We start from the raw sequence: 12169 nt of genomic DNA, 5'->3' as shown, positions 1-12169 counted from the left end.
TGTTTGTGCTGATCGCTGGGTTATTCTACGCGCCCGGAGGCATGTAATGCGCAAGGTAACAATCCTGGGTGCGACCGGATCAGTCGGACAAAATACGATTGATCTGATTGCGCGCGATCGCGATGCATATGAAGTTGTCGCATTGACGGGTGGTGCAAACACCAAACAACTTGCCGATGACGCAATTCGGCTAGGCGCAGATTTGGCTGTAACGGCTTATGATGATCGTCTGGATGACTTGCGGGCAGCACTGTCCGGCAGTGGTGTGAAGGCCGCGGCTGGTCAGGCCGCAATTAAAGAAGCAGCCGCACATCCCGCCGATTGGGTGATGTCAGCAATTGTCGGATCAGCAGGTCTTGCGCCGGGAATTGAGGCGTTGAAGCAGGGCGCAACGCTCGCACTTGCAAATAAAGAGACGCTGGTCTGCGCTGGACAATTGGTCCTTGAGACCGCGCAACAACATGATGCGCGGCTATTGCCGGTAGATAGCGAACATTCGGCTGTGTTTCAGGCGCTTGTTGGTGAAGATATGGCGGCCGTTGAACGCATAATTATCACCGCAAGCGGTGGGGCCTTTCGCGACTGGCCTATTGGCGATCTTGCAAATGCAACTGTCGAACAAGCCTCGAGCCATCCCAACTGGGATATGGGGCAGCGGATCACTATCGACAGCGCATCGATGTTCAACAAGGCGCTTGAGTTGATTGAAACCAAAGAATTCTTTGGAATCGACCCGACAAAGATCGAAGTTTTGGTTCATCCGGAATCGATTGTTCATTCGCTGGTTGGGTTTAACGATGGCGCGGTGATGGCCCATCTTGGAGCGCCAGATATGCGGCATGCAATCGGCTATGCGCTGCACTGGCCTGATCGGCGCGAGCTGCCGGTAAACCGGCTGGATCTGGCGAAACTCGGGCAATTGCGCTTTCAGGAACCTGACGAAGCTCGCTATCCGGCATTGCGCCTTGCGCGTGAGGTGATGGAGCGGGGCGGTTTGTCCGGCGCTGTATTCAACGCTGCAAAAGAAAGGGCACTCGATCTTTTCATAGATCGACGTATCCGGTTTCTGGACATGGCCGATGCGGTGGCTGCAGTTCTGGATCGGTTTGAAAGCGAGTCCCATCTGCTTGATGCCACTCTGACCCTTGATAACGTGCATCAAACGGACCATCTGGCACGGCAATGGGTGGATGACGCCGTATTGCAAAGAGCAGGATAAAACTTTGGATATACTTTCTCTGATCCCTCAATTCGGCAATTTGCTCTATACTATACTGGCTTTTGTCATCGCGCTGTCAGTCATCGTCGCGGTGCATGAATATGGTCACTACATCGTAGGGCGCTGGTCGGGCATCCATGCTGAGGTGTTTTCAATCGGATTCGGCCCGGTTCTATGGAGCCGCGTAGACAAGCGGGGAACGAAGTGGCAGATCGCATTGCTGCCCTTTGGTGGCTACGTCAAGTTTCTGGGGGACGCCAACGCTGCTTCGGGCAAGGATGAAGAGGCGATGGCTGAAATCGTCGAACAAAGCCCTGAAGAGCTGCGTCGAACGATGCACGGCGCACCCTTGTGGGCCCGTGCTGCAACTGTGGCAGCAGGTCCGATATTCAACTTCGTAATGTCGATCCTGGTGTTTGGCCTGATTTTCTGGTCGGATGGAGTATCCCGAGAGCCGTTGACAGTGGGATCACTGCACCCACTGCCGGGAACGGCTCAGGAATTGCAGGATGGTGATGAAATCGTAGCCATCGCAGGCATACCAGTACCCGATTTTGATGAAGAAGGCGGGTGGCGCAATTTTACCCGCTCGTTGCCGGTGGAACCGGCGCTTGATTACACGATCATTCGCGATGGCGAGACGTTCGATGTGACTGCGCCATGGCTTTTCCCTCCGCTGATTCAGCAGGTTGCGCCGCGCAGTGCGGCGATGGACATCCAGCTAGAACAAGGTGATGTCATCACCGCCGTCAATGGTGATCCGATCTTTGCCTTTTCACAGTTGAAAGAGCACGTGGAAAGCTCCGATGGTAAGGTTCTGTTGCTGGATGTCTGGCGTGATGGGGCAGAACTGGAGTTTGCACTTGCCCCACGAAGAACGGATGAACCGCAAACGGATGGTGGCTTTGTTACGCATTGGCGTATCGGCATCGTGGGCGGCATGATGCTGGAGCCTGCGACGGAACCGGCCGGTATTGTTGATTCCTTATCCGGGGGGGTCCGTCAGACTGTCCGCATTATAGAAGGGTCATTGTCGGGTATCTGGCACATGGTTACCGGTGCTATCAGCACGTGCAACATGTCTGGCCCAATCGGTATCGCCGAAACATCGGGCGCAATGGCAAGCCAGGGCGCGCAGAACTTCATCTTTTTCATTGCTGTTCTGTCTACGGCGGTCGGGCTGTTGAACCTGTTTCCAATTCCGGCGCTTGATGGAGGTCATCTGGTATTTTACGCCTATGAGGCCGTGGCGGGTAAGCCGCCGAGCGACAAGGCGTTACGGGTGCTGATGACTGTAGGCATCACCCTGATTCTGTCGTTGATGCTATTTGCGGTCAGCAACGATCTGTTCTGCTAAATGTGACACCTGCGGCACCTTAAAGCCGTAAAATTGCCCTAATTCGAGTTCATAGAATTGGGGCAATTTTTCTATGTCCGGAACCGGCATCATGACCAAGGCACTGCAAAAATCTTATCAGGGATTTCGCTTCCTGTTCGTCCTGAATTGGGATGTTTTACTGAGCTTTGGGGTCACTGCGCTTGCTCTGACGGTTGGCGCGTATCTTGCCACGGTCGCAATCGTTCTGGGTTTCTGATTCTTCTCACGCTATCGAAAATTTACATCACGCGGCCCATTGGGTCGCGTTTGTGTTTGGTCTTTTGACAACGCGCTCCAATGCCGTTACTCAACTTCTAAAGTCCGAAAATTCTAGGTAGAGAAAAATATGGCTTACAGGAGAGGCGCGGGCACATCCTGCGGTATGCAAAAGCCGCAAGGCAACATTTTGTGGCAGACACTAACGATTTTTTTCCTCTTTGCAGCAATGAGTTTACTGGTTTTGCCACAAGCCGCACAGGCGCAAAACTATAGCTTCAGTTCATTTCAGGTTGATGGAAATCAGCGGATCGAAAGTTCGACAATCATTGCCAGAACGGGAATCGCACCTGGTCAATCTGTAACAGCGGGCCAGTTGAACGACGCTTACCAGCGTTTGCTTGACAGTGGCGTTTTTGAAACAGTCGAACTGACACCTCGAGGGAGCACATTGGTTATCAATGTGCAGGAATACCCGACAATCAACCAGATCAGCATCGAAGGTAACCGTCGCGTAAAGGACGATTTGCTGCTTGATGCCATAACCTCCGAACCAAGGCGTGTCTTTACGCCTCAGGTTGCGGAAACAGATGCTGACCTGATCGCCGAAATTTACTCGGCCCAAGGCCGTGTCTCGGCCACCGTGATACCGCGGATTATTCGGCGCAGTGAAAACCGCGTCGACCTCGTTTTCGAAGTTTCCGAAGGTACCACTATTGAGATTGAGCGCGTCAGTTTTGTTGGAAACCGTGCTTATTCTGACCGTCGTCTGCGCCGCGTACTTGAGACCAAGCAGGCAAACATTCTTCGAACCTTTTTGCGCGGTGATACCTTCATTGCGGATAGGATCGAGTTTGATAAGCAGGTCTTGCGTGATTTTTACTTGTCTCGTGGCTATGTCGACTTCCGAGTGAACAGCGCGAATGTCGAGTTCACACGTGAGCGAGATGCTTTCTTCCTGGTTATGAACATCACCGAAGGGCAGAAATTCAAGTTCGGCAAAATCAGTACTGTCAGTGAAATCCCGGGCGTGGACGCTGCAGCATATCAAGCGGCGCTCAAGATCAAGCCGGGCGTCACGTATTCTCCAACCCTGGTTGAGAACTCAATCGCGCGGCAAGAACGTTTGGCAATCAAGCAAGGCGTGGATTTCCTTCGCGTCGAGCCCCGGGTGACACGCAACGAACGCGATCTCACGCTGGATGTCCAATTCGTTCTTACCAAGGGCCCTCGCATCTTTGTTGAGCGCATTGATATTGAAGGCAACACAACCACACTCGATCGTGTAATTCGACGCCAGTTCGATACGGTTGAAGGTGACCCATTCAATCCTCGTGAGATACGACAGAGTGCTGAACGCATTCGGGCATTGGGTTTCTTCGCGGTCGCTGATGTGGAACCACGCGAAGGTACAACACCGAGTCAGGTCATCGTCGATGTCGATGTCGAAGAACAGCCAACCGGCTCATTGAGCCTTGGCGGTAGCTATTCGGTCTCGGATGGTTTTGGTATTGCGATCGGATTGCAGGAATCTAACTTCTTGGGTCGTGGTCAAACACTTGGTGTCAATCTTTCGACCGCGCAGGATGCTGAAGAGTATAGCCTGAACTTCACCGAACCATATCTACTGGGGCGTAAGCTGCGTTTTGATTTGGGATTGGGATTGACCAGTACCAACTCAAGCTTCGCCAGCTATGATACTAAATCGGTATTCTTTAGGCCGCAGCTTAGCTATGCAATTGGCGAGTTGTCCGCATTGAGACTTCGCTATGGCTGGGATCGCAGTGAGATGTCCCAGCAAAGTGGTGAAGTAAACGGAGCGGTTATTACCTCTGAAATTGCACAAGGCGAACGTGTAAGCAGTTCGTTGGGGCTGACTTACGTATATGATAGCCGATTGGGCGGTCTGAATCCGAATGCGGGTGTTCTGTTCGAAGTCGGTGTAGATGCTGCAGGACTCGGTGGTGACAACCAGTACTTCAAGACATCCGCGCGAACGATTGCACAGACCAAAGTTCTGAACGAAGAAATGACCTTACGTGCGAGCTTAGAACTAGGCGCATTGCACTGGAGAGGAGATGACTTCAGCCGGACAATTGATCGTTACGTGCTTGGTCCCAGCACATTCCGTGGTTTTGAGCCAGCTGGTCTTGGTCCGCGAGATTTGTCCAACGGGCAGGATGACGCTATTGGCGGTAACTACTACTGGGTTGCAAGGTTCGAGACAGATTTCCCATTGGGTCTGCCTGAAGAACTGGGTTTGCGTGGTGGCGTTTTCTATGATGTTGGTAACCTCTATAACATCGACAACGTGAACACAGCTGGAGCTACGATTGTTGGTGCCAACGGATCTATACGACACGTAGTGGGGGTATCGGTACTCTGGGAAACGCCGTTTGGGCCCTTGCGGTTCAACTTTTCCAAAGCTCTCAAGAAGGAAGATTTCGACAAGGAGCAGAACTTTGACCTGACCATTCAGGCACAGTTCTGATTTCCATGATCAAAGTTCCAATGAAAATACTACAGGGCTCGCTCAGAGCCCTGTTTGTCTTTTTTCTGATGTTAATTGCCAATCCGGCATTCGCTCAACAATTGGGTGTTCCTGAATCCGGAGTACTGACGATCTCTAGCGAAAGGCTGTTCGCCGAATCCGCATTCGGACAGCGTATATTCGGAGAAATCGAAGCCGAAAGCGCATCGCTTGCTGCCGAAAACGAACGGATCGTATCTGAGCTGAGCAATGAGGAAAAAGAACTCACGGAAAAAAGGGCACAAATTGAAGCGTCTGAATTCCGCCCATTGGCCGAAGCATTCGACCGGAAAGTGCAACAACACAGAGATAGCCAGCGCGCAAAGCTGGACGCATTGGCCCGACGCAGCGAGGAAGCGCGTGGCCGATTTTTTGAGTTGGTCCAACCGGTTCTCATTGATCTTCTGCGTGAATACGGTGCGTCGATGATCATTGAACGTTCCAATGTTTTTCTCAGCTCAGATGCTTCTGATATAACGGATGCCGCTATCGCTAGGATAAATAGCGCGATTGGTGACGGGACCGGTTTGGAAGACAATGACAGCCAATAGGCTGTCTTGCTCTTACCCAGCGGTATTGCTAACCACTCGAAAACGAGAAATCCAGAACAGGAAATCTGCACAATGACCACAGAAACCAAGAGTGCCGACATTCAGTTGATTCAGCGCATTCTGCCGCATCGCTACCCGTTTCTGCTGGTCGACAAGGTGGTGGATATCTCGGGCTACAAGTCTGCGGTTGGCATTAAGAACGTCACCATGAATGAACCCCATTTTCAGGGTCATTTTCCAGGCACGCCAATCATGCCGGGTGTCACCATTGTCGAGGCAATGGCTCAGACTGCAGGTGTCATGCTGGGTGTCGGCATGGACGTCATCGACAGCGAGTTGCTGATCTACTTCATGAACATCGACAAGTGTAAGTTCCGTCGCAAGGTTGTGCCTGGCGACATACTTGAAATGCATGTGGAAACCGTTCGTGGTAAAATCGGCGGTAAGATCTTTAAATTCAGTGGCCGGGCGACCGTAGACGGTGAAGTAGCGGCTGAGGCCGAGTTCTCAGCCTACGTAGACTGGGACATGGAAAAGACGACATGAGCGGTATTCATCCCAGCGCAATCATCGAAGACGGCGCGCGGATCGGCCAGGATTGTGTAATCGGGCCGTTTTGCTATGTCGGTGCGCAGGTTAGTCTGGGTGACCGGGTCGAGTTGAAGTCACATGTGGTTGTCACCGGAGACACTTCGGTTGGTGAAGATACTGTGATCTTTAACTTCTCGGTCATTGGAGAGATCCCCCAGGATTTGAAGTTTGGCGGCGAAGATACACGTCTTGAGATCGGCAAACGAAACCGCATCCGCGAACATGTGACGATCAACACCGGTACCGAAGGTGGTGGTGGTGTAACCCGTATTGGCGATGACTGCCTGCTGATGGCGGGTGTTCACGTTGCGCATGATGTACAGATCGGCAATCGGGTCATCATGGTGAACCATGCCGGCGCAGCGGGGCATTGCGTCGTTGAAGACGACGTGATCGTCGGCGGCATTTCAGGTCTGCATCAATGGGTTCGTGTTGGTCGTGGCGCGATCATTGGTGCACTGACGATGGTCGCCAATGACGTCATTCCCTACGGCCTGGTACAGGCCCCTCGTGGTGAGCTTGATGGTCTGAACCTTGTAGGGCTGAAACGACGCGGTGTTTCCCGAGAAGATATCTCGGCTCTGCGTGCAGCCTTTCGTGAGTTGTCAGAAGGTGATGGTACATTCATGGACCGGGCCAAGCGACTGGGTGATTCTGACAGCGAATATGTTCGGAGGATCGTCGATTTTGTCACCGGCGAATCCGACCGATCTTTCCTGACACCAAGGAAGTAAGCAAATGCTGGCTCTGATCGCAGGAACAGGAGCGTTGCCGGATGAACTGATTGCTCGGTTGGCCGAGCGCCCTTTGATCTGTTCCATGGAAGGGTTTTTGCCCGACAATCTGGCTCCTGAGATTGAATTTCCTCTCGAGCAGTTGGGCAGTTTCGTTTCAGAGCTGAAGAGCCGAGGTGTGACTGAAATCTGCATGGCAGGCGCAGTACGACGCCCTGCAATTGATCCAAAGCGCATCGACGCTGCTACGATGCCACTGGTGCCAATATTGCAGAAAGCCATGATGTCAGGGGATGATGGTGCCTTGCGCGCAGTGATCGGCATTTTTGAGGATGCTGGCATGAACGTGCGCGCAGCCCACGAGATTGCACCAGACATCCTGCCTCCGCTCGGGTGCCTGACACAGGCGCAGCCATCGGACGCTGATCTTGCAGACGCCGATCGGGGTGCCGGTATTCTTCGCAGTATGGGCGCTGCTGACATCGGACAGGCCTGTGCAATTCTCAAAGGGCAGGCACTGGCCGTTGAAGGTATCTTTGGCACTGCGTGGATGCTGCAGTCTTTGACCCAGCGACCAGATGCGGGCGGAGGGATCCTGTTCAAAGGCCCAAAGCCGGACCAGGATAGACGTGCTGACCTGCCTGCGATCGGGCCGGACACTGTTGCAGCGGCCGTAGCAGCTGGCCTGACAGGTATTGTCATCGAAAAGGGCGGCGTCATTGTTCTCGAACGCGAGCGTGTCATCGAGGAATGTGACCGGCTGGGACTGTTCCTGTTCGTCCGCGAGCGGGCGGTTTGATGCGTGTTTTTCTGGTCGCCGGAGAACCTTCGGGCGATCGGTTGGGGGGCGCATTGATGGAGGGTTTGAAAACCCTCGTTCCCGGAGTTCAGTTTGACGGCGTTGGCGGCCCTCTGATGCAGGAGCAAGGACTGGTCAGCCGGTTTCCCATGTCGGAACTCAGCGTCATGGGGCTGGTTGAGGTATTGCCGAAGTTCTTTCACCTGAAACGGCGCATTTCCGAGACAGCACAGGCTGTGTTGGACACGAAACCAGATGTACTGATTACGATCGATAGCCCTGATTTTTCACTGCGCGTGGCTAAAATCGTCAAGGCTGGCAGTCATATCCGCACAGTACACTATGTGGCGCCTAGTGTTTGGGCATGGCGGCCCGGACGAGCGGACAAAATGGCGAAAGTCATTGATCACGTTCTGGCGCTGCTGCCGTTTGAACCGCCCTACATGGAACGCGCTGGGATGGAATGCGACTTTGTTGGTCACCCCGTCGCCAGCGAACCAATAGCGACCCCTCAGGACATCTCGGTATTCCGTCAGACATTTGATTTAGGGGATGCACCGATTTTGCTGGCCTTGCCGGGCTCTCGTAAAGGCGAGATTGAAAGGCTGGCCCCGTGTTTCGGCGAGGCGCTGCAGCTTTTCCTGGCCGAGCGACCAGATTTTCGGGTTGTTGTTCCAACTGTCGGGCCAGCCACAGATCTGATCAATTCGATCGTGCCAAACTGGCCTGGCAATGCGCTGGTGTTAGACCCCCGAAAGGTAAGCGCATCGCAGGCCACGGCCCATAAACGGGCGGCCTTCGGCGCGGCTGATCTGGCACTTGCAGCGTCGGGCACAGTTTCGTTGGAATTGGCAGCACAGAACACACCAATGGTGATTGCCTACAAGCTGAACTGGCTGACACAAAAAATGGCCGAGCGCATGGTCAAGTTGGATACCGTGACACTGGTCAACCTCGTATCAGACACACGTGCGGTTCCGGAATGTCTGCTGGATGATTGCCAACCCGATAAGATCGCATCGGCATTGAAACACGTTTCCGAGAACCCGACCGAGCAATACGATGCCATGTCAGTCACAATGGAGCGCTTGGGAAGAGGCGGGGAGGCCCCGGGCCTGCGGGCAGCCCGGGCGGTTCTTGAGCGAATGAGGGCCTGATGCTGGATCACGTGGTCTTTGCTGCATCCGCTTTCATGGCTCAGATATTGACCAATCTGGACAATCTGGCGGCCTTGCTCGCCTTGATGTTGGTATCCGGGCCGCGTCGGGCTGTAACGGGATTTCTTCTGGCGCAGATGATCGTGATCAGCGCCGCATTGTTGCTTGCATTGGGCGTAGATGATGTCGTGCCTCACTGGGCCGGATATCTGGGCGTGTTTCCTCTGACCCTCGGGCTGTTTGGAGTAGTGCGGCAGTACAGGGGCACTGGCTCCGAAACCGACCCGCACATATCACCCAGCGCATCAACGCTGGTGACTATGATGCTTTTCATCAGCTTATCGATGGATACATTCGCCGTTCTTGCGCCTTTGCTCGCCGATTCCGCCCCGAGTTTCCGGGTGGCGGGCGTGATTGGCGCGTCCTTGGCAGCTTTAGGATTGGCTTTTTTGGGTTTTCTGGGTGCGCGAACACCGGTCATGACCGGCGGATTGGCCCGCCGGCTGGAGAAACTGGTGCCCTATGTGATGATCTGCGCCGGGATCTATATCCTCAGCAACTCATGGACTGACGCGATCTAGTAACCGCGCCAGATCCAACCGCCGCCGAAGATGCGGCTGCCCTCTGATTCATAGAATACACAGGCCTGACCGGGCGAAATGCCTTCTTCTGCCGTAAACAGCTCTACTTCGGCAGTAGTGTCCGACAGTGGACGAATGATTGCCTCGCGCGGTGGCCGGGTCGAGCGGACCTTGACCGAGACATGCCATTCTTTCTGAGACATGAATGGCGCATCACCCAGCCAGTTAATCTCACGGACAGGAACCGTGCGGGTGGCCAGCATCTCTTTCGGACCAACCACAACCTGCTTTTTATCGACGTCGAGCTTTACCACGTACAAAGGCTCGCTCAGCCCGCCGATGCCAAGACCGCGACGCTGACCGATCGTGTAGTGAATGACACCGTTATGTTGCGCCAGAACTCGACCGTCCGCATGAACGATCTCACCCGGTTCTGCTGCACCTGGACGCAATTTTTCAATCACGCTGGCATAATTGCCGTTCGGTACAAAACAGATGTCCTGGCTGTCAGGCTTATCTGCGACTGCCAATCCATACTGCGCAGCCATTTCACGCGTTGCGTCCTTTGAGGGCAGGTGGCCAAGCGGAAAGCGAAGGAAGTCCAACTGCTCTGGCGTGGTCGAGAACAAGAAATAGGATTGATCCCTGTTCGCATCCTCTGCGCTATGCAGCTCTGGCCCGTTCTCTCCCATCTTGCGCTGAATGTAGTGGCCGGTTGCCATGCAGTCGGCATCTAGGTCCTTTGCCGTTTCCAGCAGATCCTTGAACTTCACACGCTCATTGCAGCGGATGCACGGTACCGGTGTCGCGCCAGCCAGATAGCTATCTGCGAACTCATCAATGACCGCATCTTTGAAGATGTTCTCATAGTCCAGAACGTAGTGCGGGAACCCGCGCTCTTCGGCGACGCGACGTGCATCGTGAATATCGATCCCTGCGCAGCATGCACCTTTTTTGGCCAATGCAGCGCCGTGATCATAAAGCTGCAGAGTTACACCCACGACGTCATACCCCTGATCCGCGAGGTAGGCCGCAACGACCGAACTGTCCACGCCACCGGACATGGCAACAACCACCCGCGTTTCCGAAGGCGGTTTGGCAAAGCCAAGTGAGTTCAGCGGGGTCTCGGTATCGAGGGCCATGGCGGTTCCAGTCAGGGTTAAGAAAGACCGGCAGAATATAGGAAAATTCTACACACTCTCAAGGGGCGGTTTCACTCAGCATTAAGTAGGCTGGGTTCAGCTTTGTCGCAGCAAGAAAAGGGTTGAGAAGATGTATTTGCACAAAGTTGAAGGACCACGGTCGGTAACCCTGCCTGATGGAACGATTTTAACGCGTGCTGATCTGCCACCTGCAGACACGCGACGCTGGGTTGCCTCGCGAAAAGTGGTGGTCGTACGCGGGGTTTTGTATGGGTTAATAACGCTGTCCGATGCCAAAAAGCGATATGGCATCAGCGAAGAGGAGTTTAATTCCTGGGTTTCCGCCGTCGCAGAGCATGGTGTGGATGCGTTGAAAGTGACGGCTATAAAAAAATATCGACAACCTAAGGTAGAAAGTGAATAACTGATTCAACGGTAACGTCAGATTAACCATTTTTGTTCAGGTTCAATTTGAACTGGAATATTTGACCCGAATTGGAGCAGTGATTATGCGCATACTTCTTGTCGAGGATGATCCGACCACGTCGAAAAGCATCGAGCTGATGCTGACGCATGCCAACCTGAACGTTTATGCGACGGACCTCGGTGAAGAAGGCATAGATCTGGCCAAACTCTATGACTATGACCTCATCCTTTTGGATCTCAACCTGCCTGACATGAACGGTCATGAGGTTCTGCGCCAACTCAGGATCTCTCGTGTCGAAACACCAATCCTGATCCTGTCCGGAGCGGATGATACCGAAAGCAAGATTAAAGGCTTCGGATTTGGGGCGGATGACTATCTGACCAAGCCGTTCCATCGTGAAGAACTTGTTGCAAGGATTCACGCTATCATTCGCCGGTCCAAGGGACATTCGCAATCGATCATTCAGACAGGTCGGGTGGCAGTAAATCTGGATGCCAAAACCGTTGAGGTGGAGGGTAAAACCGTTCATCTAACCGGTAAGGAATACCAGATGCTGGAGCTTCTGAGCCTTCGCAAGGGCACCACTTTGACTAAGGAAATGTTTCTGAACCACTTGTACGGTGGCATGGACGAGCCTGAACTAAAAATCATCGATGTGTTTATCTGCAAACTGAGAAAGAAACTCAGTAATGCAACAGGCGGCGACAACTATATCGAGACGGTATGGGGCCGGGGTTACGTTCTGCGCGATCCTCAGAACAATACGGTCGATGAGACCAGAATGGCGGTCGGCGCCTGACTTGAACAGGGGGCTGCCATTAATGGTTCGGGATGGCAGTTCCCA

Annotated in this window: 13 protein-coding genes; 12 read left to right on the top strand and 1 reads right to left on the bottom strand. The window is 53.6% G+C overall.

All coding sequences use genetic code 11. The features are described 5' to 3' along the window. The 10 genes from dxr to E1297_RS13955 all read left to right on the top strand — a co-directional run. A partial coding sequence (dxr, locus tag E1297_RS13995) for a 1-deoxy-D-xylulose-5-phosphate reductoisomerase (protein WP_209015788.1) occupies positions 1-1219 on the top strand: 1219 nt, incomplete at its 5' end. Between the two features lie 4 nt (positions 1220-1223). Continuing rightward, a complete protein-coding gene (gene rseP, locus E1297_RS13990; protein ID WP_155139136.1) occupies positions 1224-2576 on the top strand; it encodes an RIP metalloprotease RseP in 1353 nt (450 codons plus the stop codon). 91 nt (positions 2577-2667) lie between these two features. Continuing rightward, positions 2668-2814, top strand: a complete 147-nt coding sequence (locus tag E1297_RS49150) for a hypothetical protein (RefSeq protein WP_170330473.1) — start codon at positions 2668-2670, stop codon at positions 2812-2814. Positions 2815-2943: 129 nt separating this feature from the next. Beyond that, positions 2944-5304, top strand: a complete 2361-nt coding sequence (gene bamA / locus E1297_RS13985; protein WP_155139133.1) for an outer membrane protein assembly factor BamA — start codon at positions 2944-2946, stop codon at positions 5302-5304. A gap of 5 nt (positions 5305-5309) precedes the next feature. Next, entirely contained in the window at positions 5310-5894 is a 585-nt protein-coding gene (locus tag E1297_RS13980; protein WP_155139131.1) for an OmpH family outer membrane protein, read from the top strand. A 72-nt stretch (positions 5895-5966) separates the two neighbouring features. Then, on the top strand, positions 5967-6440 hold the full coding sequence (fabZ, locus tag E1297_RS13975) for a 3-hydroxyacyl-ACP dehydratase FabZ (protein WP_155139129.1): 474 nt from the start codon (positions 5967-5969) through the stop codon (positions 6438-6440). Continuing rightward, positions 6437-7219 (top strand): acyl-ACP--UDP-N-acetylglucosamine O-acyltransferase, encoded by a 783-nt coding sequence (gene lpxA, locus E1297_RS13970; protein WP_155139127.1) that lies wholly within the window; start codon positions 6437-6439, stop codon positions 7217-7219. Before fabZ ends, lpxA begins: the two co-directional genes overlap by 4 nt. 4 nt (positions 7220-7223) lie before the next feature. Further along, positions 7224-8018, top strand: coding sequence for an LpxI family protein (locus E1297_RS13965; RefSeq protein ID WP_155139125.1), 795 nt, complete (start codon positions 7224-7226; stop codon positions 8016-8018). After that, positions 8018-9175, top strand: coding sequence for a lipid-A-disaccharide synthase (lpxB, locus tag E1297_RS13960; RefSeq protein WP_155139123.1), 1158 nt, complete (start codon positions 8018-8020; stop codon positions 9173-9175). Before E1297_RS13965 ends, lpxB begins: the two co-directional genes overlap by 1 nt. After that, positions 9175-9756: a hypothetical protein gene (locus E1297_RS13955; protein ID WP_155139121.1), complete on the top strand. Its 582-nt coding sequence runs from the start codon at positions 9175-9177 to the stop codon at positions 9754-9756. The genes lpxB and E1297_RS13955 overlap by 1 nt, the downstream gene beginning before the upstream one ends. On the opposite strand, the gene mnmA is transcribed toward E1297_RS13955, so the two are convergent. After that, positions 9753-10898, bottom strand: coding sequence for a tRNA 2-thiouridine(34) synthase MnmA (mnmA, locus tag E1297_RS13950; RefSeq protein ID WP_155139119.1), 1146 nt, complete (start codon positions 10896-10898; stop codon positions 9753-9755). The genes E1297_RS13955 and mnmA overlap by 4 nt on opposite strands. A 130-nt stretch (positions 10899-11028) precedes the next feature. On the opposite strand from mnmA, the gene E1297_RS13945 reads away from it, so the two are divergent. Further along, positions 11029-11322 (top strand): DUF1153 domain-containing protein, encoded by a 294-nt coding sequence (locus E1297_RS13945; RefSeq protein WP_155139117.1) that lies wholly within the window; start codon positions 11029-11031, stop codon positions 11320-11322. 85 nt (positions 11323-11407) lie between these two features. Beyond that, positions 11408-12124 carry a response regulator transcription factor CtrA gene (gene ctrA / locus E1297_RS13940; RefSeq protein WP_155139115.1) on the top strand — a complete coding sequence of 239 codons (717 nt, stop codon included), beginning with the start codon at positions 11408-11410 and terminating at the stop codon, positions 12122-12124. The last annotated feature ends 45 nt before the right edge of the window (positions 12125-12169 follow it).

This window comes from Roseibium sp. RKSG952 (assembly GCF_009711355.1).
This window is presented reverse-complemented; position numbering and strand designations above follow the sequence as displayed.

What these genes read in the sequence shown, in the direction of transcription:
- lpxB (WP_155139123.1), top strand. Translation starts at nt 8,018, where the DNA reads ATGCGTGTTTTTCTGGTCGCCGGAGAACCTTCGGGCGATCGGTTGGGG.
- E1297_RS49150 (WP_170330473.1), top strand. Translation starts at nt 2,668, where the DNA reads ATGACCAAGGCACTGCAAAAATCTTATCAGGGATTTCGCTTCCTGTTC.
- ctrA (WP_155139115.1), top strand. Translation starts at nt 11,408, where the DNA reads ATGCGCATACTTCTTGTCGAGGATGATCCGACCACGTCGAAAAGCATC.
- E1297_RS13980 (WP_155139131.1), top strand. Translation starts at nt 5,310, where the DNA reads ATGATCAAAGTTCCAATGAAAATACTACAGGGCTCGCTCAGAGCCCTG.
- mnmA (WP_155139119.1), bottom strand. Translation starts at nt 10,898, where the DNA reads ATGGCCCTCGATACCGAGACCCCGCTGAACTCACTTGGCTTTGCCAAA.
- fabZ (WP_155139129.1), top strand. Translation starts at nt 5,967, where the DNA reads ATGACCACAGAAACCAAGAGTGCCGACATTCAGTTGATTCAGCGCATT.
- E1297_RS13965 (WP_155139125.1), top strand. Translation starts at nt 7,224, where the DNA reads ATGCTGGCTCTGATCGCAGGAACAGGAGCGTTGCCGGATGAACTGATT.
- bamA (WP_155139133.1), top strand. Translation starts at nt 2,944, where the DNA reads ATGGCTTACAGGAGAGGCGCGGGCACATCCTGCGGTATGCAAAAGCCG.
- E1297_RS13945 (WP_155139117.1), top strand. Translation starts at nt 11,029, where the DNA reads ATGTATTTGCACAAAGTTGAAGGACCACGGTCGGTAACCCTGCCTGAT.
- lpxA (WP_155139127.1), top strand. Translation starts at nt 6,437, where the DNA reads ATGAGCGGTATTCATCCCAGCGCAATCATCGAAGACGGCGCGCGGATC.
- E1297_RS13955 (WP_155139121.1), top strand. Translation starts at nt 9,175, where the DNA reads ATGCTGGATCACGTGGTCTTTGCTGCATCCGCTTTCATGGCTCAGATA.